Origin of the sequence: Streptomyces sp. NBC_01478 (assembly GCF_036227225.1) — a bacterium.
Lineage (GTDB): Bacteria > Actinomycetota > Actinomycetes > Streptomycetales > Streptomycetaceae > Streptomyces.
Genome location: NZ_CP109444.1, coordinates 11,855,439 through 11,879,856, shown reverse-complemented (window position 1 = coordinate 11,879,856; position 24,418 = coordinate 11,855,439). Strand labels below are relative to the sequence as shown.

The following is a 24,418-nucleotide window of genomic DNA, read 5'->3' as shown; positions in this document are numbered from 1 at the left end:
AGTCCGGACGGTTTGTCAATACCAAACCGCTTGCGCTGTTTTGATGCATCGTGCAGCCGGACCGGCACCACTCCCCCGGCAGTACCCCGCGAGCCGCCGACGATCCGGCGCCGGGCCGCCGATGGACCGTCGGTGAGCTGCGGATTCTCCCGGACCGGGGTTCTCCGGGCCGGGGCGGCGGGCCGGGGTGCCGGCCGGGTGCGGGGCGGGCCGCCGCGCCGGAGGGGGCCGTCGCACGGTTGCGGCGGGCACTCCCGGACGCCGCACGGACGCCGTGCGGATGCTGCGCGGGCGCCGTCGGACGCCGTAAACAGACCGATCGTGCTGTTCACGGGGGGGGTGCTGCCCGGAGGGACCCCCGGGGGCGGGGCGGGGGCGGGGGTCACTGCGGGGGGTTGCCGTGTTTGCGGGAGGGCAGGTCGGCGTGCTTGCTGTGGAGCATGGCGAGGGAGCGGATGAGGACCTCGCGGGTGGCGGCGGGGTCGATGACGTCGTCGACCAGGCCGCGCTCGGCGGCGTAGTAGGGGTGCATCAGCTCGGCCCGGTACTCCTTGACCAGTTTCTGCCGCATCGCCTCGGGGTCGGCGGCCTCGGCGATGCGGCGGCGGAAGATGACGCCGGCGGCGCCCTCGGCGCCCATCACGGCGATCTCGTTGGCGGGCCAGGCGTAGGTGAGGTCGGCGCCGGTGGCCTGGCTGTCCATGACGATGTAGGCACCGCCGTAGGCCTTGCGCAGGACGAGCGAGATGCGCGGCACGGTGGCGTTGCAGTAGGCGTAGAGGAGTTTCGCGCCGTGGCGGATGATGCCGCCGTGCTCCTGGTCGACGCCGGGCAGGAAGCCGGGCACGTCCAGGAGGGTGACGAGCGGGATGTTGAAGGCGTCGCACAACTGCACGAACCGGGCGGCCTTCTCGCTGGCCCCGATGTCCAGGACGCCGGCGAGGGTCTGCGGCTGGTTGGCGACGATGCCGACGACCTGGCCGTCCAGGCGGGCCAGCGCGCAGACGATGTTGCGGGCCCAGCGCTCGTGGACCTCCAGGTACTCGCCGTCGTCGACGATCTCCTCGATGACGGCGGTCATGTCGTAGGGGCGGCTGCCGTCCGCCGGGACGTGGCTGAGCAGCATCTCGCCGCGCCGGCCGGCCGGGTCGGCGGTGCGCACCCGCGGGGGTGCCTCCCGGTTGTTCTGCGGGAGCATCGACAGCAGGTAGCGGACCTCGGCGAGGCAGGTCTCCTCGTCGTCGTAGGCGAAGTGGCACACGCCGCTCGTCTCGGCGTGGACGTCCGCGCCGCCCAGGCCGTTCTGGGTGATCTCCTCGCCGGTGACCGCCCTGACGACGTCGGGGCCGGTGATGAACATCTGCGAGGTCCCGCGGACCATGAACACGAAGTCGGTCAGCGCCGGGCTGTAGGCGGCGCCGCCGGCGCACGGGCCGAGCATCACGGAGATCTGCGGGATGACGCCGGAGGCCCGGGTGTTGCGCTGGAAGATGCCGCCGTAGCCGGCCAGCGCGGAGACGCCCTCCTGGATACGGGCGCCGGCGCCGTCGTTCAGCGACACCAGCGGGGCGCCGGCCGCCAGCGCCATGTCCATGATCTTGTGGATCTTCGTGGCGTGGGCCTCGCCCAGCGCCCCGCCGAAGATCCGGAAGTCGTGCGCGTACACGAACACGGTGCGGCCCTCGACCGTGCCCCAGCCGGTGATCACACCGTCCGTGTACGGCTTGCGCGCCTCCAGCCCGAACCCGGTCGCCCGGTGCCGGCGCAACTGCTCGACCTCCTGGAAGGAACCCTCGTCCAGCAGCAGGTCGATGCGTTCCCGGGCGGTCAGCTTGCCCTTGGCGTGCTGCGCCGCCGTCGCCTTCTCGCTCGGCCCGGCCATCGCCTGGGCCCTGATCGCGTGCAGCTCCGCCACGTGCGCGTGCATGCCGCCCGGCCCTGCCGTGAGCGGCGCGAACGCCGCCGCCGTCGCCGCCGGGGTCGCCGTCGGGGTCGTGGTCGCCGCGGTCGTCATCGTCATCCCTGGTCCGTTTCCGGGACAGCCGGGAGGAGGAGAGGAGATCCGCCCCGGTCCCATCGAGAGCGGAAGCAACCGTCCATGAGGTTTCCTCTCCTGCGGGTGCAAGGCCCCTCGGGGCGCGGTGGACACGGCCCCGTGCCGGGCGGCCGCGGCAAAGTCCCGCGGCCGCCGTGCCGCCCCGCGCGGGCGGGGCGGCACGGCGGGGCTGTGAGGTGCCCGGCCGCGGGGGCGGGAGGGGCGGTGACCGGGGCGGGAGCGGCCGGCACGGGCGCCGGGCCCGGCGGGTCGCGCCGCCCTACGGTGTCCGCCGTTTCCCCGGTCCGGCCCCTGACTCCTCTCCTCGCGGCCCACGGCCATCGTCGGCCGGACCACTGGAGAAGCGCTGAGGGATCGCTTGAGGACCGGTCGGGGTGCGCCTGAGACGGCAGTGCTCCGGGGAGGGGTGGGATGGCGGACTGCCGGGGGGGCGGACTGCCGGAGGGGATGGCGGCTCCGGGTGAGGGGCGGGCGTGGGTCGTGGTGGCGTGCTCAGGGGGCGGGGCGGAAGCCCGGGGCAGGGGGCGGGGAGGTCTCGGGGGGGTGCCTCTATGTCTTTCGTCAAGCGAGGCGTGGGGTTCTGGGTTCGTAGAAGGTGCCGTCGCGGAGCATCGCGAACAGGACGTTGATGCGTTGGCGGGCGAGGCGGAGGAGGGCTTGTGTGTGGGTTTTCCCTCGGGCCCGGCATTTGTCGTAGTAGGTGCGGGAGGCGGGATCGTGCAGGGCGGCGAACGCGGAGAGGAACATCGCGCGTTTGAGTTGCCGGTTGCCGCCTCGTGGCGCGTGTTCGCCGTGGATGGAGGTGCCCGACGACGTCGTGGTCGGGGCGAGGCCGGCGTAGGAGGCCAGGTGGGCGGAGGTGGGGAAACTGGTGCCGTCGCCGACGGTGACCAGCAGGGTGGCGGCGGTCCTGACGCCGACGCCGGGCAGCGACGTCAGGACCTTCGAAAGAGGGTGATCCTCCAGCAGGACTGTGATCTGGGCTTCTGTGGCCCGGCGTTGTTCGTGGACGGCTCCGAGCGAGCGGGCCAGGGAGGGGATCACGATGTCGAGGGTGCCGGTGCCGGGAACGACGACGGTCTGTTCGTCGAGTGCGTCGAAGACGTCGTCGATCAGCCGCTGGGCCATCCTGGGGGCCTTGGGCCGGATCACCTCAACCAGCTTGCGGCGTCCGGCTTTTCGCAGAGCGGCAGGGGATCCGTAGCGTTCCAGCAGCCAGGTCACAGCCTGATGGTCCAGACGCGGTCCCAGGACCCGCTCGAGGCTGGGGTGGAACTGGGTGAGCAGGCCGCGGATCCGGTTGGAGGTGCGGGTGGCCTCGGCCGCCAGATCCTGGTCGAAGCCGACGAGGACCGTGAGTTCGGCGGTGATCTCGTCGGTCGCCTCCAGCGAGCGCAGTGTGTGCGGCAGGGTGCGGGCGGCGTCGGCGATCACGGCCGCGTCGCGGGCGTCGGTTTTGGCCTCGCCCGGGTAGAGATCGGCGATCCGCCGCATCGACAGGCCCGGCAGGTAGGCGACCTTGCAGCCGGCATCCCGGGCCACCGTCAGTGGCAGGGCGCCGATGGAGGCGGGCTGGTCGACGATCACCAGGACGGTGCCGAACTTGGCCTTCAGCTTCTCGAAGACGTCCCGCAGTTTCGGCTCGGTGTTGGGCAGGGGTTTGTCGAAGACCTTCTTGCCGGCCGGGGTGAGTCCGTGTCCGTGATGGGTGCTCTTGCCGACGTCCAGGCCGAGGATGACGCCTATGTCGTCGTTGTCGTTCACGCCGTCCTCCCGAACGGATGTCGTGCGTGCTGGCCGGGGCGTTGGCGTCGTATGCGCGCATCCACGTTATGCAGACCTGCCGCCCGCGTACTGCCGGGCATTGCGCCAGGCCGGGCGGTAGTCGGACCTCTCATCAGCGTCTCCAACGGCGCCTCCCGGGCCCGGTGGCACCACCCCCCAGGTCATCGGTTCGACAGGGGGGAACAGCCATGCCGGGCCCGGAGGCCAGCGGTCCCATTGCGGAACCGCGAAGAAGATAACGGGGGAGCCTGGGGGTGCGGGAACCGGGGCTCCTGCGGACAAGCGGGGCGTGGTGCGGGGGCGGTCGTCTCCGGGGCCGTACACGGGCGGGAAGCAGGCGGAGGCACAGGGCAGGAATCGGGGCGGAGACCTCGAGGAGAGGCTGGGGACGCCGCGGCGGGCGGGCGGGGCGTCGTGCGCGGGCGGCCGCTTCCGGGGCCGTACACGGGCGGGAAGCAGGCGGAGGCCAGAGGCGGGTACCGGCGCAGAGACCCCGAGGGCAGGGCCGGGGGCGCGGCTGCGGACGGGCGGACCCATACGGCGGTGGCCGTCTCCGGGGCCGTAGTGGGCCGCTGTTCCCCGGGAGGGAAGGTGTCTCTTGGGCGTTCGGTCGGGGAGCGGACCGGGTGGGTGTGTCTTCGGTGTCCGGTGCGGCGCCGTTCCGGGCGGGCGGCCCGCTCCGGCCGCGGGTGCCTTGTGTGTCGTACGACTGCTGCCCGCCTTCCGGCACGCGCAGCGCCCCCGCCTCCTCCCACCCTCCTCCGACTCCCCTCCCACTGCCCTCTCCTTTCCTGCGCGGCGGGGCTGGGGAGGGGTGCCGTGTGTGCTGCTCTCCGCCGTGCCGTATCGCCGTGGTGGTACGGGAGTCGGCCCGCCGGGCAGGTGTCGGTCCGGTGGGAGGCCCTGCCCGGGGGCCGCGGGAGGAGAGAGAGGTTCGGGGGCAGGGGAGGTCGCGGTCGCGGGGCCGGGACTCCGTGGTGCCGGGGCCGGGCTTCCCCGGGCCTGCCGGAGGGGGCGGATCGGGGGGGCCGGTTCCGTGTCCGGGGGGCGGGTGTTACGGCGTCTGTGGGTGGGGGCCGGGTTCGTCCGGGGGCGGGGTGAAGGCTTCGAGGTGGTCCCGGGCCCAGGTCCGGAAGGAGCGGGCCGGGTGGCCGGTCAGGGTGCGGACGGTGTCCTCGACGTGGGCCTTGGCGCCGGCCCGCTGGCGTTCCGCGCTCGCCAGGAGGGCTTCGACGACCGGGGGCGGGTAGCGTCCGCTCAGCGCGGCGCGGGCCTGATCAGGGGTCAGTTCCTGAAAGCGCAGCGGGATGCCGAGCAGCCGGCCCAGCTCGCGGGTCTGGCCGGCGGCGGTCAGGGCCTGCGGTCCGGTCAGGGTGTAGGCGCGTCCGGCGTGGCCGTCCTCGGTCAGGGCCCGTACCGCGACCTCGGCGATGTCGCGGGGGTCCACGCAGGCGTTGGGCGAGGTCCCGTACAGCGCGCGGACGGTGCGCTCGCGGCGGACGGGGGCCGCCCAGGACAGGGAGTTGGACATGAACGCGCGCGGGCGCAGCAGGGTCCACTGCAGGCCGCAGCCGCGCAGCAGGTCCTCGTTCGCGCGCTGCCGGCGGGTGAGGAGGTCGTCGGCCCCGGGGTCCAGGACGGCCGCCGCGGAGAGTTTCACCACCCGCCGCACCCCGGCCTTCACCGCGGCCGCGACGAAGGCCGCGTCGTCGCCGCCGTCGACGCGGGCGGTGACCAGGAACGCCGTGCGCACACCGTGCAGGGCCCCGGCCAGCGACGGCGGGTCGGTGTAGTCCCCGGCGACCGTCTCCGCCCCCGGGAAGACCCCCGCGGCCTTCGCCGGGTCCCTGGTCATGACCCGCACCCGCAGGCCCGCGGGCAGGGCGCGGACCACTTCCCCTCCCACCGTCCCCGTCGCGCCCGTCACCAGGACCACCGGGTCCCGGCCGCGCCCGGCCCGCGGCAGCGCCCGCCGCCCGTCCTCACCCATGCCCCACCACCCGTCCCTCCCCCGCCCCTTCCGCCCCCGCCCGTCTCTCCCTCTCCCTCATCCGCTCCCGCATCGCCTTGTCCCCTCTCCCTTTCCTCATTTCTTTTCCCCTTTCTCCTTTCTCCCGCGTTCCTCCGCGCCCGCGCCCCTTCCGCTGCCCGTCCCGTCCTCTTCCACGGGTTCTTTCCGCAGGTTCTTTCCGCGGGTTCTTTTTACGGCTGTTCGCCGCGCGTTATCCGGTTTCTTCCGGTTTCCCGGCCGGCGGGTCTGCCGGGCGGGGGCGGGCCGGGGTCCGGGGGCGGTGCGGTGTGTGCGGGGTGTTCGGTCTGCCGGGGCGGGGCCGGACACGATAAGATTCGGACTGGACGGTTTTTATTGGGCCTTCGGGCCCGTCGGACACGGAGGACCGGGGGCGGCGATGCAGGACCGGGCGATCCTCACCCGCCAGGCGATCCTCGCCGCGGCGGCCGGGGTCTTCGAGGAACGCGGCTACCGGGCCGCGACGATCAGCGAGATCCTCGCCCGGGCGGGGGTGACCCGCGGTGCGCTCTACTTCCATTTCCCCTCCAAGGAGGATCTGGCGGAGGGGGTGATCCGCGAGCAGGACGGCCGGCTGCCCGCGGTGGGCCCCGAGTGCGCCGTCCAGCAACTGGTGGACACCGTGGTCCTGCACGCCCACCGGCTGCGCACCGACCCGGTGGTCCGGGCCGGTGCGCGGCTCGCGCTCGACCAGCAGGCCGAGGGGCTCGACCGCGGCGGATCCTTCCGGCGCTGGGGCGAGGTCGGCACCGGCCTGCTGGAACAGGCGCGGGAGCGCGGCGAGCTGCTGCCGCACGTGGTGCCGGCCCAGACCGCGGGCGTCCTGGTGGGGGCCTTCGCCGGAATCCAGGCCCTCTCCCGGTCCCTGTCCGGCTACCAGGACCTGCCGCGCCGGGTCACCGGCCTGCTGCGGCACGTGCTGCCGTCCGTCGTGATCCCCCCGGTGCTGGCCGCGGTGGACCTCTCCGAGACCAGGGGCGCCCGGGTCCAGGAGCAGCTCCACGACACGGTCGGCGTGCCGGGGCAGGCCCCCCTCACCTGACCGCGCCCGGCGCCGCATCCCCCGCCCCCGCCCCCACTCCGGCCACCACACCCGCACCCGCACCCGCATCCGTGTCCGTGTCCGCATCCGTGTCCGTGTCCGTGTCCGTGTCCGCACCTGTGTCCCGCCGCCGCGTCGCGGTGCCGGCGGCCGCCCCGCTCCCGGTGGCGGGGGCCGTCCCGGTGGCGGGGGTGTCCGGCTGCTCCTGTTCCCGGCCGGCGTCCCGGCGGAAGTAGGCGCCGAGGGCGGGGGCGAGGGGGCCGGCGCCGGCCGCCCAGGCGACGTATCCGTCCGGCCGCACCAGGACCGCCCCGCCCGGCAGGGCGGCCGGCCCCTGGACCCGCACCACCCGCAGCAGCCCGGCCCACGGCCGTGCCTGCGCCTCCCAGCGGCCGCCGCCGTCCGCGTCGGACAGCAGGAGCAGCGGCCGGCCGGCGGCCAGCAGGCCGATCACGTCGGTGCGGCCCTGCCCGGTGGCCAGTTCGGTGTTGGGCAGGAACCGTCCCTCCCAGGGCGAGGGATCGGGGGCGCGCGCGGGCAGCACCGTGTCCTGGGCGCTGACCATCGAGGCCAGCACCCCGCCCTCGCCCTCCCCGCCCCGTGCCAGCAGCTCGCCGAACAGGGTGCGCAGCGGGTCCAGGCCGGCGTCCGGGCGCATCAGGGCGAGCTGGGCGCGGGTGTTGTCGATGACCCGCTGCGCGGCGGGGCGGCGTTCCAGGTCGTAGGTGTCCAGCAGGCCCGGCGCCGCGGCGCCGCGGACGGCCAGGGCCAGTTTCCAGCCGAGGTTGAGGGCGTCCAGCACACCCGCGCTCAAGCCCTGGCCGCCGATCGGGAAGTGGACATGGGCCGCGTCCCCCGCCAGCAGGATCCGCCCCGCACGGTAGGAGCGGGTGATACGGCTGAAGTCGCTGAACCGGCTCAGCCAGCGCGCCCGCCCCATCGCGACCTCCCGCCCGGTGATCCAGGCGACCTCCCGGCGCAGTTCCTCCAGGGTGGGCGGCACCTGCCGCCCGCGGTGCGCACCCGAGCAGTTGAGGGTCCGCAGACGGACCGCACCGGACGGCACACCCCCGCCCCCCGCGACGCCGCCCCCGGCCTCCCCGACGGCCTCGGCCCCCGTGACGGCCCCGGTCTCCATAGCGGCCCCGGTCTGCGTGACGGCCTGAGGCTCCGTGACGTTCTTGACGACGATCCAGCCGCGTTCGGTGCGGTGCCAGCCCGGGCGCAGGGCGCCGGGCTCCTCCAGGAGTACGTCGCCGGCCAGCGCGGAGACCGTGGCCGGGTAGCTGCGGCAGGCGAAGCCCGCCTGCTCGCGCACCGTGCTGCGCGCCCCGTCCGCGCCCACCGCGTAACGGGCCGTGCAGGTCACCGCCCCCCGGCGCCCCTGGGCCGTGACCCGTACCCCCTCCGGCCCCTGGCGCACTCCGGTCACCCGCAGGCCGCGCAGGATCACCACACCGGCCGCCCGCGCCCGCATCTCGAAATGCCGTTCCAACTGCTCCTGCTCGCACTTGAGGACCGGCGGCGGCTCCAGGGCCGGCGCGCACATGTCCAGCCCGGGCATCCCCGCGAAATGGAACCCGCAGCGCGTCGCCGCCGGCGCCGCCCGCCCCCCGGGCAGGCCGGCCAGATGCCCTCGCCGCACCAGGCTCTGCACCGCCCGGGCGTGCAGCGTGGTCGCCTTGGGCCGGGCCGACACCCCGCCCCGCTCCTCCACCACCACCGTGCGCACCCCGTACCCCGCCAGCTCACACGCCACCAGCAGCCCCACCGGCCCCCCGCCCACGACCACCACCTGCGCCCGCACGTCACCCGACATCCCCGGCCTCCCCCATCTCGTCCCGGACCACGCCCTCCCAGCACCGCACCCGCCGCCGACGGAACACCGAAACCCGGAACCGGAGGACACCGGCGAGCACCGGAGCACACCGGGAGACCGGAACACCGGAGCACCGTGCGAAGACGGAAGCAGGGCGCAGGGGCCGAGACGGCGACGGCGACGGAGGGGGAGGGCGGAGGCGGGAGGAGGCGGACGGCATCCCGCGCCGCACCGTGCTCTGCGCGGCACGGCCTCTCCCCCTCCGCCCTCCCCTTCTCCCGCCTTCAGCCTGCCTGTCAGTTCTGCCTCTGCCAGCCCTCTTACGGCTTCTCGCGGCTTCTTCCGGCGCGGCCCGGCACAGGTTCTGCGGGGCCGGGCGGACCGTCCCAGGGGTGCGGACGCCGCCAAAATATACCGGGTGGACGGTTCTTTGCAATGGGGTCCGGAGAACCGTCCGGGAGAGGAGCGGGGAGGGCGTCGCGGGAGAGGCGGGCACGGGCCGGGGCCCGCGTCCGGGACGGCGGCCGTCCGCGCGCCGGGGCGGGCAGCAGTGCGACGGGGGCGCCTGCCGGAGGGCGGGGACTCTTCCCTCCGGGGCATGCGGTGCGGGGGCATGTGCGGTCCGGGGGCATGCAGTCCGGTGGGCGGACGAGTCCGGTGGGCGGACGGCTCCCGGGGCGGGCGGACCGGGCCGGTACCCGGGAAGAGGAGGGCGGGCTGGTGCAGGGAGGACAGCCCCCCGGGGGGGCCGGCACCGGGAGGACACCCCCAGGGGGACGGGACGGCGCCCGGGACCAGGCTCCGGGGGCCGGAGCCGGGCGCCGCAGCCGGGGAGTCGAGGGCCAGGAGTCGGAAGCCGGGATTCGGAGCCGGAACCAGGACCCGGGGGCCAGGACCCGGGAAGCCGGGGGCCGGGAGCCGGGGGCGCAACCGAGGGCGCCCGCCGGGCCAGGCCGGGCGGGCGGGCCGGGGCACGCGGGTCGGGCCGGGCGGGCGGTGAGCCGGGTGAGGTCAGGCCGGGCGGGCGGTGAGCCGGGGGGCCGTGCCGGCGGCGGGGGCGGTCACGGGGGCGCTGTCGGGGCGGGCGGTCAGGATGGAGCGCTGCAGGCGGCCCAGCGGCGCGGAGGGCTCCAGGCCCAGTTCCGCGACGAGGGTGGAGCGCAGCCGCTGGTAGACGTCCAGGGCCTCGCCGCGCCGGCCCGCGCGGTGCAGCGCCACCATGAACTGGCCGTGCAGGCTCTCGTGCATCCGGTGCTGGTTGACCAGCACCGTCAGCTCCGGCAGCAGCTCGCGGTGGCGGCCCAGGCGCAGGTCGGCGTCGATGCGCTGGTCCAGCGCGCACAGCCGGGCCTCCTCCAGCCGGCGGGCCTCCATGCCGATCTGGCTGCCGGCCTGCAGACCGGTCAGCGCCGGCCCGCTCCACAGCTCCAGCGCGCCGGCCAGCCGGCGGGCCGCTCCCGCGTAGTCCTCCGCGTCCATCGCCCGGTAACCGGTCCCCGCACGGCGCCCGAACTCCCGGTGGTCGACCGTGCCGCCCCGGGTGCGCAGCCGGTAGCCGCCCGGCACGGTGGCCAGAACATCCTTGGCCCCCAGCCGCCCACCACCCCCAGCGCCCTCGCCCCCGCCTTCCCGCTCCCCCGCCTGCGGCCGCCGCCCCGGCGCGGCCAGCGCCGCGCCGATCAGCTCGCGCAACTGCAGGACGTAGGTCTGCAGGGTGGTGCGCGCACTGCGCCGCGGCATCGCCCCCCACAGCTCCTCGACCAGCGCGGCCACCGGCACCACCTGATCGGCGCGCAGGGCCAGCAGGCCCAGCACCCGCCGCGGCTTCGGCGCCGTCGGCACGACCGACACACCGTTCTCACGCACCGCCAGCGCACCCAGCACTTCGATGTCCACACTCAACTCCCCCACGAGGCCGCCACGACAGCAGGCACACGGCCCCGCACTCCGGGACCGCCCGACGCCCGGGCCGGCACGGCACCCGAACCCCTCGATAAAAAAACAGCATGGACGGTTTGTCAATGTGCGGGGGGCATACCGCCCCCGGGAACGCACAGATCCGGCCACCCCCGCACCCGCCGGAAGCACGGGCAGGACACGCACGGGACACGCCGGCAGGACAGGGGCGCGGCACGGGCGGACCGCCCGGCCGGGAGCCGGCGCGGGACACGGAGCACCGGATGCCGGGCCAGGTGTGCGGGGGATGCCGGGCGGGGGGATGTGCGGGGTGAGGGGATGTGCGGGGTGGGCGTGCGCCGCGCGTGGGGGGTGCGGGGTGTTCAGGGCGTACGGGGGTTGCGCGGGGCGGGGGCGTCCGTCCCGGCCTTCGGCCGCGCTCTCCGCCGTACGGCGGACCCCGGTCCGCAGCCGGCGCCCTCCCCGGGGGTGCCGACGGGGCATCCCCAGGGGGGCGGGGGGCGGGGTGTGCGGCCGGAAGTGTGCTGCCCGTTCCGGCCGTGCGGCGGATCACCGGAAGAAGGCGAGCCGGGCAAGCAGAGGCGGGACGGGGCGGGCCGGGGCGGGCCGGGGCCGGGTGGGTGAAGGGAGGGAGGGAAGGAGGGAGGGAGGGGGTGGCCGGGCGGTCTAGGGGCGGGGGGTGGTGCCGGCGGTGTCGAGGGCGGCGTGCAGTGCCACCGGGGCGAGCGTGGGCAGCAGCAGCCGCCAGAACTGGGCGATCACGGGCCGCGACAGCCACGCCGTGTCCCGCGCGCCGAGCACCTCGAACCCCACCGTCGCGGCCACCACCGCGCTCACCACCCCCGCGGGCGCGACCCCCCGGCGCAGTTCGCCGCCCCGCCCGGCCAGGTGCACCGCCTCCCCCACCCACCCCTGCCACAGCGCACGCAGATCCGCACACGGCACCCGGGTCATGTCACCGCCGAGCCGGAACCCCGCCCGCAGCACCACGTCCTCACGCAGCCGCCCGGCCAGCCGGTGCGTCACGTCGATGAGATGCTGCAGCGGCCCCGCCTCCTCACCCGCCACCCGCCCGGTCAGCACCCGCAGGGTGTCCGCCGCGGACTCCTCCACCGCGTCCGCCAGCTCCGCCTTGCCCGCGAAATGGAAGTGCAGCGCCCCGCTGCTCACCCCCGCCCCCGCACTGATCACCGCCAGCGACGCGGTGGCAAACCCCTGACCGGCGAAACTCTCCGCCGCCGACCGCACCAGGGCCTCCCGGGTACGCGCCGCACGCTCCTGCTTGACCATCCAACACTCCGTCACCGAACCGAGAACACCAAAGGGAAACCCCACACCCGCCACACCCGCCGGCCCGCGGGAAAGAGCAGGAACGGACGGACACACCGGCATACCGCCCCCTGCATCCGCCCGGCAGGGACACACCGCCGCCGGACACCGGACACCGGGCGGAAGACAGCCGGACCGCAGGCCGAAGACAGAAAAGACGGACGCCGTACGCACAGCGGCGCAGCCGGCGACAGCACCGGACAGACCGCACCCGGCCCCCGGGCACCACGACGCCGGACACCCAACGCCCGGCCACCCGGGCGCCCGGCCACCGCGGCACGCGGACCCCCCGCGGGCAGACCCCGCGCGCCGCACCGCAGGCCGGCACCCCGCAGCACACCCGGCAGGCCCGCCACCACCGGACAACATCCAGCACCAGCGGGCCGCCCCGAGCCCGGACAGGACCCCCACCCCGCCGGGCGCCGGGCCCGGCCGTGGCGGGGCGCGCCGTGCCGGACACCGGGCCGGGCGCACCACGCACCGCGCCACCACCCGGCACCGGACCACCAACAGCACCGCCCGCCCGCACCCGGGACAGTCCGCACCGCCGGAAGCCGCCAGAACACCCCGCACCCCCGGGAACCGCAGCGCGCCGTGCCGTGGGGCGCCGGAAGACTCCACGACCGACCGACCGACCGACCGACCGGTGCGGGCGGTGCGGGCGGTGCGGGCGGGTGCCGGTGTCCTCCCGGGGCACGGCGGACGCCCGCACCGGCCGGCGGGACAGGACGCCGGCAACCCTTCACGGCGTACCCCTCCCCCACCGCGCGGCCGGACGATGCCACCCCACCGTAACAAACCGCATGCGTGGTTTACATGAGGGGGCGGGAAACGCACCCACCGAACCGGCCACCCCGGCAGCCCGCCGGGCCGTCACCGCCAGGCACGGGGCGGCCGGTAGACCGCACCCGCCCGCCCCCGGTGCCACGCCTGACCCCGCACCCGGCCGCCGTCTCCGCCACCGTCGCCGCCGTCGCCGCCGTCGTCCGCGCGGGCGGCCAGCACCGCGCACAGCACGGCGCACAGCGCCGCCAGCTCCTCCCGGCTCGCCCGCCCGCGCTCCACCCGGAAAACACTCTCCGCGCTGCTCACCCGGCCCGCACTCCCTTCTTCCCGACGTGCGGCCACCCTGCGCCGGCGCACTGGAGGACCACTCCCGCCCCGCTCGAGAACCACCCCGCACCGCCCCCGCCGCAACCGGTCCGGGATGCCCCCGCACCCCGCCCCGGCCGGCCGCCGCCCGCCGCGCCGCACCGCGCACACCACCGGCCCCCCGAAGCCCGGCGCCACGCCCCCCGGCACGGTTCCGGCCATCCGGCACGGAGCGGCCCCCTCCGCATTTCGTGCCCCCGGAAGCCCCGATACCCCTAGAAAGAAAACCGAGTGGTATGTATCTTCTGGTCCGGAGACCGCGTCACACCGCACCGCACGGCACCGCACGAGTGCACCGCACCGCCGCACCACGCTGCCGCACCGCCCTGCACGACACGGCACCGCACGCCCCACCCCGCCCCACCCCGTCCCGTCGCGTACGGCGGGACACCGCGGGGCACCGCACCTCACCCGATCCGTCCCGATCCCGGCCCCAGGGGGAACCATGTCCGCACCCACATTCCACACCCACCGCCCGGCCCGCACCACGGCACCCGCCCCGCAGGACACCGCACCACCAGCCACACCCGCACACACCCCGGACACCGCACCACCCGCCCCGCACACCACGCACACCACGCACACCACGCACACCACGCACACCACGGGCACCACGGGCACCACGGGCACCACGGGCACCACGGGCACCGGACCGTCCACGAACACCACCCGCACCGCAATGCCCGCAGGCACCGCGGACACAAGGAGCACCGGGATGCCCGCGGGCGCCGGGGACAGGATGTCCGCGGGTGCCGCGGGTGCCGCGGGTGCCGGGGTGTCAGCGGGCCAGGACGCCTTCGGTCACCTCTCCCTGACCCGGACCGTCCCCAAGGAGTTCGTCCACCGCGCCTCCGTCGCCGAGGTCCTGCTCACCGACTGGCACCGCACCGGCCAGGACCGCTTCACCGTCAGCGCCCAATGGCCCCGCGCCCACTCCTTCTTCACCCCCATCAACGGCCGCCACGACCCCCTCATCGCCGCAGAAACCATCCGCCAGAGCGGACTCCTCCTCGCCCACACCGAATACGGCGTCCCCCTCGACCACAACTTCGTCATGCACGACCTCACCCTCACCCTCGACCCCGCGCACCTCCACGTCGGCCCCGCACCCGCCGCCCTCACCATCGACGTCACCTGCTCCGACATCACCCGCCGCCGCGGCCGCACCGCCGCCCTGCGCTACACCAGCACCCTGCGCCGCGACGGCCACACCCTCGCCCGCGCCGACGCCTCCTGCACCTGCACACCCCCCGCCGTCTACAGGCGCCTCCGCGGCAACCGCACCCACACCACCCCCCTCCCCCTCACCGCCCCCACCGCACCCCAGACCGTCGGCCGCACCTCCCCCACCGACGTCGTCCTCACCCCCACCCCCCACCCCCACACCTGGCAACTCCGCACCGACACCCGCCACCCCGTCCTCTTCGACCACCCCGTCGACCACATCCCCGGCATGGTCCTCCTCGAAGCCGCCCGCCAAGCCACCACCGCCCACCTCGGCCACCCCACCCTCCCCCTCACCCTCACCACCACCTTCACCAACTACGCCGAACTCGACACCCCCTGCCACCTCCAAACCCACCCCACCCCCACACCCACCACCACCCGCCCCACCCCCCACCAGACCATCCACATCACCTGCCACCAGAACAACCGCCCCGTCTTCCACTCCACCATCACCACCACCACCCCCTAACACCCCCGCCACCACCCCCACCACACCCCCGGCCGACCCCGCACCCCACCCCCACCGGGACCAGCACGACCACACCCCCACAGGCCACCACCCCCGCCAACCACACCCCCACCGGCCACCACGCCACGGACCGAACCGAAAACCCCGCCCCGGACCGACACCGGACACCCACGCCACCGGACAGTCCGCCCCGCCACCGGACACACCCACGGACACCACGACACGCCCCGGGGCCTTCCCGCCCGCACCACCGCGCCCGCCCCCGAACCGCACCCCCGCCGAACACCGCCGACCGCCCGGCCGGGAAAACCCGCCGGCCGCGAACCGGACCCCGAACAGCACCCCCTCAGACCCCACCACCCCACACACCCACCGCCCGGCCAGCACCACACCCCCGCCCGGCCGGCCACCACACCCCGGACCACCAGCACAACGGCCCACCACAAACCACCCGGCACCACCCGGCACCCCCACCCGCCGGACAGAACACCCCCACCCACACCCACCGGCCGGACCACAGAAACAAACCCGCCCGGCAACCGAACCCACCCCTACAACAAAAAACCCACCCCACACAAAACAATCAGACACAGATGCGGACAAATCGCCGCAAAAAATGTGGGTTCACCCGCAGAAACCCACCCCCACACCCCACACCCGCCCACCACACACCCGGCAACCGATCACCGCACAACCCCCCGGACCCCCCACCAAACCCCGTAGACTATACGAACTGGACGGTATTTTTAACCGCGGGCACCCCACCCGCACCGAAAGAAAGCCACCCCATGCCACAACCCAAACAAGACCGCGCCATCCGCACCCGCCACACCATCCTCATGGCCGCAGCCACCGTCTTCGAAGAACGCGGCTACCAAGCCGCCACCATCAGCGAAATCCTCACCACCGCCAACGTCACCAAAGGCGCCCTCTACTTCCACTTCAAATCAAAAGAACAACTCGCCCAAGGCGTCCTCGCCGGACAAGACCAAAACCTCACCGTCCCCCCACACCCCTGCAAAACCCAAGAACTCATCGACACCACCATGCTCCACGCCCACCGCCTCCAAACAGACCCCCTCGTCCGCGCCGGCGTCCGCCTCACCCTCGACCAACGCGCCGACGGACTCGACCGCACCGCCCCCTTCCACCACTGGACCACCATCGTCACCAACCTCCTCACCCAAGCCCAACAACAAGGCGAACTCCTCCCCCACGTCAACCCCCAAGAAACCGCCCAAATACTCGTCGGCGCCTTCGCCGGCATCCAAGCCATGTCCCAAGCAACCACCAACTACCAAAACCTCCCCACCACCATCACCACCCTCCTCCAACACACCCTCCCCACCATCACCCACCCCGCCACCCTCACCACCCTCAACCTCACCCCCCAACGAGCACACACCATCGCCACCCTCACCACACACAGCAACACAAACAGCAACACAAACAGCACAGGCACAGACACAACAGCAGGCACAGGCGACACAGCAACGCAGCCAGACGCCAGCACAAAAGCGGAACCAAACACCAAAGCAGCATAAAAAGACACAAACCCGACACCGGAGCCACCAAACCGCACCCGCCACAGGCAACCCACGTCAACACCAGAGCAACAGCCGCCGAGTCGCACCAAAGGCGCCGCCCCATGCTGCCTCTCCCGTCGCCGCGTCCATAGCGACCAGGCCTTTGTTGTTGCCCACGTGCACGCTTCCGCCGACCGCCGTCGGCGTGTGGTGAACGCCTCCGTGGGGAAAGACCTTCGACACCGGTCGGCCGGTGGCCCCGTCCACCGCCCACATCGTGCCGGCGTGTGCGGCGACACGATGTGGTCCTCCGCCGTCGGTAGCTACATCTTCGACCGGCGCGCTCTCCACTTCCAACCGCACGTCGCCGGTCGCGGCGCCCGACCGGGCCGTCACTTCATCAGCGCCCGGCTCCCACGCCGGGGCGGAGTATGTTTCGATGCGCAACAGCACCGTGCCTCCACGCACGTCAGAAAGGTGAACGGATGGGCCTGCGCTTCGAGGAGATCGACTGGCAACCGACGCCCATCGGAGAGATCAGTCTGCGTCGGCGCCGCCACCCGGTCTCGGGGGATGACGTGTACGAGGTAAAGCTTGGCGACGAGTTCCTGATGTCCAGCCTCTTCACTACCGGCGAGATCGCGCTCACGGAACTCGCCCTGGCCAAACTGCCGGACACCGAACTGGACGTAGCCGTCGGCGGACTCGGACTCGGCTACACCGCCCACGCCGTCCTGGATGATCCACGGGTGCGGACACTGGCGGTGATCGATGCGCTCGCCGAAGTCATCGACTGGCATCAGCGGGGCTTGGTCCCCCTCGGAGCCCGGTTGACCTCGGACACCCGCTGCCAACTGCTGCACGGAGACTTCTTCGCACTGGCCGCCGGTCCGTGCGGTCTCGACCCCACGGAGCCGGGCCGCCGCTTCCACGCCATCCTGCTGGACGTCGACCACTCGCCGCGCCATGTGCTCCACCCACGCCACGCGGCGCTCTACCAGCCCGCCGGGCTCCGCGCCCTCGCCGGTCACCTCCACCCCGGCGGGGTGTTCGCCTTGTGGTCGAACGACCCGCCCGACCCGCAGTTCACCTCCGCGCTCTCCGAGGTCTTCGCGCACACAGCGGCCCATGTCGTCGCTTTCGACAACCCGCTACAGGGCGGTACCTCGACCAACACGGTCTACCTGGCCGGCAAGGCACCGGACAGGCCCTGAAGATCGGCTGTCCGTGCTGCGGGGCGTCGATCGACACCGAGCGTCGGGCCGCCCTGCTCGACCACCGCGACGACGGCTTCGCCATCCTCACCGTGGTGGTCCCCCTCTGCGGAGCCTCAACCTCCCCGACCACCGTCGGGGACTTGCTCGGACATCCGGTGCAGCAGGTCAGGGGCCTGCATCTGACGCACCTCAGCTCCGACAGCACGGGTTCAAGTTCAGTGGTCGACAGCGCACGCGCGCCGGACGGATCTGGGCCGCAGGGCCGTCCGGCGGCTGGGGCCGGGGCGGTCAGTGCGCCGCCGGGTGGTGGCCGATGGTGATGCCGCAGGCAAGTGCCGCGGTGGGGCCGGCGTAGACGGTGGCGCCGGTGGACTTCCTCCACACGTTGATGAGGAAGGTGTCCGGGTGGTCGGTGGCGGTGATGCTGACGCCGTAGCCCTTGACGCCGTTAAGGGTGCCAGACCCCTGATAGCGGGCGCGCGAGCCGGTGACCACCAGCCAATCGGACAACGTGGAGCGGAACTTGAGGCCCGCCGCCTTGAAGTCGAAGGCGACCCTGCCGGTGGGGGTGGTGGCGTTCCTGCCGTAGGAGAGGGAGAAAGAGAAGGCTGCCTTTCCGGTCAGCCGAGGGGACGCGGGGTAGGCGTCGGCCGGCGAGGCGAAGGCGCCGCTGCCCACGGCCCAGCCGGCCGCATGGTCGTAGACGACCAGGTCGGTGAGAGTCCTGGAGGTGGCGGCCCCGTCGTCGTCGGTGACGGTGACGGTCGGGTGGTAGATGCCGGCCTTGCGGTAGGTGTGGCCCGCGCGGCAGGACGTCGGGGCTGTGCCGTCGGCCCAGTCGACCGAGCAGGTGAGCGTGTCGCTGCTGCCCGGGTCGGTGTAGTGAGTGGTGAGGGTGATCTTCGCGCCCACCGATACCGGCTTGGCGGGTCCGGTGGCGTCGCGAATCACCGGGGCCGCGTTGGTGACGGTGACGGTGAGGGTGTCGCTGCTGCGGCCGCCGGTGAGGGTGACCTCGTAAGTGCCGTTGTCGGTGCAGGTGATGGCGGGGGTGAGGGTCCTGGCGCGGACGATGGTGCACGGGGCTCCGGATGCAACACTCCACTTCGGGGTGGCGTCCGCGCCGGAGAGGGTGCCGGTGAGGGCGATGGCGCCGCCCTCCGCTCCAGTGGCGTCGGGACCGGCATGCGCGACGGTCACCGGCTTGATGCTGGTGAGGGTGGGGGCCACCGTCTTGATCAGGCCGTCGGCGTCGAACTCCAGCTTGTCGATGGTGGTTTCGCGGTGGGTGCCGTCGCCGCCCGGGATGGCGAACCGGTGGTAGGCGATGTACCAGTCGTCGGTGCCGGGGACCCGGACCACCGAGTGGTGGCCGGTGCCCTTGATGCCGAGCGCCAGGTCCTTGGACAGGATCACGCCGCGCTTGGTCCAGGGGCCCATCGGCGAGCTGCCGGTGGCGTACGCGACCTGGTAGTTCTCGTCGCCGGTGTCGTTCTCCGACCACATGAAGTAGTAGACACCGTGCCGCTTGATGGTGAACGCGCCCTCCCGGAAACCGTCGGGAGTGATCGTGGCGACCTTGGAGGTGTCCAGGGAGATCATGTCGTCGTTCAGCGGGACGACGTACGCGCCGCCGTTGCCGAAGTAGAGGTACGACGTCCCGTCGTCGTCGGTGAAGACCGCCGGGTCGATCATCTGGCCGCTGAACGTGCCTGCCGCGAGGAGGGGTTTGCCGAGCGCGTCCTTGAACGGACCGGTCGGGGAGTCCGAGACGGCGACGCCGATGTTGGCGTCAGCGCAGAAGTAGAAGTAGTACTTGCCGTTCTTCTCGGTGATCGTCGGCGCCCAGGCCCGGCTGTCGGCCCAGGAGACGTCCGGACCCAGGTCGAGGATGACGCCGTGGTCCGTCCAGTGCACCAGGTCGGTGGAGGAGTACGCCTTGAACTGGGTGCCGCTCCAGCCGGGGAACCCGTCGGTGGTCGGATAGATGTAGAAGGTGTCGCCGAAGACCACGATGTCCGGGTCGGCGTTGAGACCGGGCAGCACCGGGCTCTTCATTTCAATCGCTTGTACGGTCCAGACGCGGGTCGCGCCGTCCGAGCCGGTGACGGTGTACCTGACCGGCTTGGTGAAGTTCCGGACCGTGCCGGAGGCGGGGCTGATGGTCGCATCGTTGGCCAGGGTGAACTCCGGTGCCAGGGCGGCGAGTTCAGTGCCTTCCTTGGCCGGCAGCACGATCCGGCTCTGGGTGTCGGTGACGATCGCGTCGGTCTTCAGCTCGGGCAGCGTGGCACTGGCGATACCGGTGGTGTTGCCGCTCAGCTCCAGCACCTCGGCCGCGGACAGCGCGCGGTTGTAGATCCGGAAGTCGTCCACCTGGCCGGCGAAGTAGGGGTCGGCGGCGTACAGCGACTTGCCGATGTAGCCGCTGTAGCCCTTCGAGGCGTCGTAGAGGTCCGACGGCTTGATGGTCACCCCGGTGGTTTTGGCCACCTGCACGCCGTTGAGGTAGAGGACCGCGGTCCTGGTGGCGCCGTTGAGGGTGACGGTGATGTGTTTCCACTCGCCGGCGGCGAGCTTCGAGCCCGCCGACAGCTTCGACTCGGCGCCCCAACTTCCGGTGGTGACGGCCGAGTAGAGACTCCCGCCGCCGTTCGACGGTGTCGCGAAGAGGTACTTGTCGCTGTCCGGGCCGAGGCCGAAGAGCCACTGGTTGACCGCTGTCGCCGTCGGATCCCACTTGGCGTAGGTGGAGACGGTGATGCTGTCGGTGTCCTTCAGCACGCCGTTGGGGATCTTGACGTACGGCGAGGTGGTGGAGGAGCTGGAGCCGCCCCTCATCACGAACGAACCGCCGTGCACGCCAGTTCCGAAGGCCGGGGTGTTGACGTAGGTGCCGTGGTTGCCGTGGCCGCTGGAGTCCCGGACGACGTTGCCGGACGTCTCGTCGAAGTCGTAGCGCAGGACCAGTCCCGACGGGATGTCGGTGCCGCCGTCCTTGGACACCGTGACATGGGCCTGGACGTGGAGTGTGGCGCCGTCCGGCAGGGTGCCGTTCACGGTGAACGTCCCGGCCGATTCGTATGCCGACGCCGGGACGTCGTCCCAGGTCACGGCGACCGGGCGGGTGATGCCGTCGGCGTACTTGGCGATGACGGTCGCGGGCAGCACCGGCGCGCTGCCGATGGCGGTGGAGACCGTCACATCCTCGGCGCTCTCCACCAGCTCGTCGGGCTGATAAGCGCGCAGCACCCGGTTGTACTCGGCCTCGGTGACCGGCAGCACGGTTCCGTGGCGTGGCGACGACGGCAGCGAGTAGTCGGTGGACGGGGTCCAGACGCCCGAGTCGAGGTCAGTCGTCTCGAACGGTATGTAGCCGCGGCCCCCGAACTCGTCGAGGAAGAGATACCACTTCTCCTCGGTGTTCGACTTGAAGACCAGCGGTCCCTCGGCTGCGCTCATCGCGCCCTTGCCGATGCCCTCAGCCACGGAGGCGTAGTCGGTGTCGAGGATCGAGTCGGCCTTCTCCTCGAAGATGAACTTGCTGTTCGGGGAGGAGGAGGTGTTGTTCCGCTCATCCTTGGAGAAACGGTAGTACTGGCCGTCGTGCTCGATCATCGTGGAGTCGATCACCGAGTAGCCGCGGTCGATCCACACCTTGGGCTTACTGAAGGTACGGAAGTCACGGGTGGTGGCGTACATCATGCGGTTGTAGGTGTCGCCTGTGTGCGCTTCGTTGTCGTAGATTTTCGACGCCCAGAAGACGACGTACGAGCCGAGGGACTTGTCGTAATAGGCCTCCGGGGCCCAGGTGTTGCCGGCCTCCTTCGGCGAGACCGTCACCAGCCGCTGGTCGGTCCAGTGCACCAGGTCGGTCGACTCCCACACCATGATCGCCCGGCTGCCGGTGCGCTGCGCGGCGTCCCAGTCGCCGTTGCCGTAGATCCGCAGGTCGGTGGCGATCTGGTAGAACTTGTCGCCTTCAGGAGAGCGGATGATGAACGGGTCGCGCAACCCCTTCTCGCCCAGCGTCGAGGTCAGCACCGGGTTGCCGTTGTTGATCTCCCGCCATTTCAGCGGGTCGTTGCCCTTGCTCAGCCCGAAGTGGACCTGCTCGCCGTCGGCGGTTCCCTCGCCGGTGAAGTAGCTGAAGAGGTAGCCGGACTTGGCTTCCGTCACCGGCAGTTGGGGCACCTTGGCAATGAACGTACGGGTTGTGAACGCGTCGTTGCGCCTGACGGTCGCGGTCAGCTCGACGGCGGTCGAACCCTCGCCCGCGGCCGGGCGGTTGACCACTCCCTCGGCGGAGACGACGGACGGGTCGGCGGACGACCACTCGACCGCGGTCGAGTAGTCGCCGTTCGCGGGCAGCGTCAGATTCCCGCGTACGTCGTCGATATTCGGGACGGTCAGCGAGGCTGCGGCCCGGTCCACGGCGTGCTGGTCGTCGAAGTCCGCCAGCACGGTGATGTCGAAGGACTTGGTGTCGGTCACCGCGCCCTTCTTCAGCGTCGCGGTGAGCGTCGCGTGACCATCGGGCTCACCGCTCGCAGGGCGGGTGACGGCGCCGGTCGCCGACACCACGGACGGCGCGTCGCTGGACCAGCTGATCGAACTGCCGCCCGCCGTACCGGCGGTGGGCAGCGTCAGGTCCGACACGACGGCGCCGGTGCCGTCGCCGAGGCTCAGCGCGGCCTTGTCCCGCGCGACCCCGTCCGTGGCGATCGGCAGCGCCAACTGCTCGACCTCGGAGGCGTCCAGCGCCCGGTCGTAGACCCGGAAGTCCTTGATCCTCCCCTTGAAGTACTTGTCGCCGGAGTAGAGCGAGCGGCCGATGAAGTTGGCGGTAGTGGTGCCGCCGCCGATCGAACCCGGCGTGATGCTGACGGCGGTGTTGCGGGCGACCTCCACACCGTCCTCGTAGAGCACGCCGGTGCCGCTTGCCGTCTGCGTGTAGGAGAGGTGCTTCCACACGGTGCGCGGCAGGTTGTACGAGGCGGCGGGCGCGGTGGTCTGCTCGGTCGACCAGTTGCCCGAAGCGATGGAGGTACGGAAGGTGTTGCCGGTGGTGAAGAGATAGCCGTTGCCGTTGGAGCCGCTGGAGTTGCCGAATCCGTAGATGAAGTAAGGACTGGCCTGCGCGGGGTCGATCTGCACGTCCAGTGACACGGTGATCGCGCTCATGCCGCTCAAGATGTTGTCCGGCACCTTCACGTAGGTGTCGGACCCGTTGAGGGTGAGGCCGTCGCCGGCGTTCCAGCCGGCGGTGCCGTTCACGGTGCCGTCCCGGCCGTGGCCCGAGGAGTCGGCAGCCAGTTGGCCGGAGGCCGCGTCGAGTTTGTACCAGAGGGCGAGGCCGTCGGTGATCTCCGAGGAGCCCGCGGTGGCTGCCGGGTTCGTGGCGTGTGCGGTGGTCGGCAGCAGCGTCATGCACATCGCGGCGAGGGCAACCGCTGCGAGCCTGGGCCACCGGGACCCGCTCCGGGGCGCACTCCAGTTTGCTCTAGACATGACAAATCGATGCAACATCGGCGGTTTTTCCTCCACGGGTAATCGGGGCAGAGAAAGGCCGACGGTGCGGCATTTCGACAATGTGATGTTGTGTTTCGAGAGTGTCAAACGGTCCGTGGTGCAGCGTCAAGAGGCGAGAGCGCATGTGCGGTCGGTCGGACGATCCAACGTGACGTGGAAGAGATTCCGGGGTCGGTAACTGGACCTGCTGGCATGTCGCATCCGGTTCCGTCCTCCGTGGAAATCCGCAGTTCAAGGACGAGCGTGCGGAGCTGATTCGGCGGGCGGCATGACCGGATCGGCGGCCGGCTGAACGGGCACGGATCGTTCTGGCGTCCGCCGACGGCAGGTCGAGCGGGGGCGTCGCGCAGCCCGTTGGCGTGGCGGTGAAGACGGTGAGAAAGCGGCGCGGGGACTCCTCGCGACGGGCGGACGGCCGGTCTCGGGGCACCAGCCACATCGGTGGGCCGAGGACCGACCTGGTCCTGAGTGAGGTGAAGCGATATCAGTTCACCCGGTGTGCGAGGCGGGCGCAGGCATGACGAGCACCTACCGCGCCGCCAGAAACCGCGCCCCGGCGTCCGGGCAGACAGCTTGTCGACTCTCTTCCGCCCTTTTCCGGAGGGCTTGGTCCTCGGCGTGGAGATTCGCGGTAACAGCTGCCAGTGCGTCGAGCTTGCCCCAAGCCTTCGCAGGGCGGCCGGTGGTCGGCCCGCCCTGCGAGGCGGTGTGCGCGAGCAGTTGTGTCAGGCGGGCGCCTCGTTGACCGAGGCTGTCACCTCCTCCACCCCGAACTGCGCCACGGGCTCGGGCGCGGTGGGTGGGGGTGCGAGCATCAGCCGTAGGCCGAGGGTGGCGCAGAGGGGGCCGAGGGCGCACATCGCGGCGGAGCTGACGAAGGCGGCGTCCAGGTGGCCGGCGTCGTAGCCGAAGCCGCCGAAGTACGTGGCGAAGAGGGAGGCGAAGCCGAAGAACATGCCCGGGATGAGAGCGAAGGACTTCAGCCGGCCAGTCGCCAGCAGCGTACCGTTGACGACGAAGATCACCACGGCCAGGGCGAGGGTCTGGGCTCTCGCCCGTCACCGGATGGCCGGATCCATAGGGAGGGTCGGAGCGGCCGGCGACAACGCGGCCATGGAGTCCTTCTTCAGCCTGCTGCAGAAGAACGTCCTCGACCGTCGGAGCTGGACCACTCGTGAGGAACTGCGGATCGCGATCGTGACCTGGATCGAGCGGACCTACCACCGACGCCGCAGACAAGCCGCACTCGGCCGACTGACACCCGTCGAATTCGAGACCGTCATGACCACACCGGCCCTCCAGGTCGCGTGACCAAACC

Annotated in this window: 14 protein-coding genes and 1 pseudogene; 5 read left to right on the top strand and 10 right to left on the bottom strand. The window is 72.3% G+C overall.

The window, feature by feature from the left end; all coding sequences use genetic code 11:
• Positions 1-382: 382 nt before the first annotated feature.
• From OG223_RS52785 to OG223_RS52775, 3 genes are all read right to left on the bottom strand, one after another.
• On the bottom strand, positions 383-1,915 hold the full coding sequence (locus OG223_RS52785) for an acyl-CoA carboxylase subunit beta (protein WP_443073826.1): 1,533 nt from the start codon (positions 1,913-1,915) through the stop codon (positions 383-385).
• A 702-nt stretch (positions 1,916-2,617) separates the two neighbouring features.
• Positions 2,618-3,820 (bottom strand): IS110 family transposase, encoded by a 1,203-nt coding sequence (locus tag OG223_RS52780; RefSeq protein ID WP_329240994.1) that lies wholly within the window; start codon positions 3,818-3,820, stop codon positions 2,618-2,620.
• 1,075 nt (positions 3,821-4,895) lie between these two features.
• Positions 4,896-5,777, bottom strand: a complete 882-nt coding sequence (locus OG223_RS52775) for an NAD(P)H-binding protein (protein ID WP_329265071.1) — start codon at positions 5,775-5,777, stop codon at positions 4,896-4,898.
• A gap of 472 nt (positions 5,778-6,249) precedes the next feature.
• Here OG223_RS52775 and OG223_RS52770 point away from each other — a divergent pair, with 472 nt between their 5' ends.
• Complete coding sequence (locus tag OG223_RS52770) at positions 6,250-6,912, top strand: ScbR family autoregulator-binding transcription factor (protein ID WP_329240996.1); 663 nt, start codon at positions 6,250-6,252, stop codon at positions 6,910-6,912.
• Here OG223_RS52770 and OG223_RS52765 read toward each other — a convergent pair.
• The 4 genes from OG223_RS52765 to OG223_RS52750 form a co-directional block, all read right to left on the bottom strand.
• On the bottom strand, positions 6,905-8,731 hold the full coding sequence (locus OG223_RS52765) for an FAD-dependent monooxygenase (RefSeq protein WP_329240999.1): 1,827 nt from the start codon (positions 8,729-8,731) through the stop codon (positions 6,905-6,907). The genes OG223_RS52770 and OG223_RS52765 overlap by 8 nt on opposite strands.
• A 1,011-nt stretch (positions 8,732-9,742) precedes the next feature.
• Positions 9,743-10,627, bottom strand: a complete 885-nt coding sequence (locus OG223_RS52760; RefSeq protein WP_329241001.1) for an AfsR/SARP family transcriptional regulator — start codon at positions 10,625-10,627, stop codon at positions 9,743-9,745.
• A gap of 687 nt (positions 10,628-11,314) precedes the next feature.
• Positions 11,315-11,938, bottom strand: a complete 624-nt coding sequence (locus OG223_RS52755) for a ScbR family autoregulator-binding transcription factor (RefSeq protein ID WP_329241004.1) — start codon at positions 11,936-11,938, stop codon at positions 11,315-11,317.
• Positions 11,939-12,850: 912 nt separating this feature from the next.
• Entirely contained in the window at positions 12,851-13,069 is a 219-nt protein-coding gene (locus tag OG223_RS52750; RefSeq protein WP_329241007.1) for an acyl-CoA carboxylase epsilon subunit, read from the bottom strand.
• Positions 13,070-13,574: 505 nt separating this feature from the next.
• On the opposite strand from OG223_RS52750, the gene OG223_RS52745 reads away from it, so the two are divergent.
• Together OG223_RS52745 and OG223_RS52740 are read left to right on the top strand one after the other, a co-directional pair.
• Positions 13,575-14,825, top strand: coding sequence for a ScbA/BarX family gamma-butyrolactone biosynthesis protein (locus tag OG223_RS52745; RefSeq protein WP_329241010.1), 1,251 nt, complete (start codon positions 13,575-13,577; stop codon positions 14,823-14,825).
• Between the two features lie 788 nt (positions 14,826-15,613).
• The gene (locus OG223_RS52740) at positions 15,614-16,369 is read left to right on the top strand and encodes a ScbR family autoregulator-binding transcription factor (RefSeq protein ID WP_329265044.1); all 756 of its coding nucleotides are present in this window, start codon (positions 15,614-15,616) and stop codon (positions 16,367-16,369) included.
• Between the two features lie 57 nt (positions 16,370-16,426).
• Here the strand turns inward: OG223_RS52740 and OG223_RS52735 are convergent, their stop codons facing one another.
• Positions 16,427-16,804 carry a hypothetical protein gene (locus tag OG223_RS52735; protein WP_329265043.1) on the bottom strand — a complete coding sequence of 126 codons (378 nt, stop codon included), beginning with the start codon at positions 16,802-16,804 and terminating at the stop codon, positions 16,427-16,429.
• Between the two features lie 32 nt (positions 16,805-16,836).
• Between OG223_RS52735 and OG223_RS52730 the strand changes: the two genes are divergently transcribed.
• The gene (locus OG223_RS52730) at positions 16,837-17,565 is read left to right on the top strand and encodes a spermidine synthase (protein ID WP_329265042.1); all 729 of its coding nucleotides are present in this window, start codon (positions 16,837-16,839) and stop codon (positions 17,563-17,565) included.
• Between the two features lie 291 nt (positions 17,566-17,856).
• Here the strand turns inward: OG223_RS52730 and OG223_RS52725 are convergent, their stop codons facing one another.
• Together OG223_RS52725 and OG223_RS52720 are read right to left on the bottom strand one after the other, a co-directional pair.
• On the bottom strand, positions 17,857-23,004 hold the full coding sequence (locus OG223_RS52725; protein ID WP_329265040.1) for a family 43 glycosylhydrolase: 5,148 nt from the start codon (positions 23,002-23,004) through the stop codon (positions 17,857-17,859).
• Positions 23,005-23,825: 821 nt separating this feature from the next.
• Positions 23,826-24,128, bottom strand: a complete 303-nt coding sequence (locus OG223_RS52720) for a DUF1097 family protein (RefSeq protein ID WP_329265038.1) — start codon at positions 24,126-24,128, stop codon at positions 23,826-23,828.
• A gap of 19 nt (positions 24,129-24,147) precedes the next feature.
• Here OG223_RS52720 and OG223_RS52715 point away from each other — a divergent pair.
• Positions 24,148-24,411, top strand: a pseudogene (locus OG223_RS52715) (integrase core domain-containing protein); the annotation flags it as partial.
• Between the last annotated feature and the right edge of the window lie 7 nt (positions 24,412-24,418).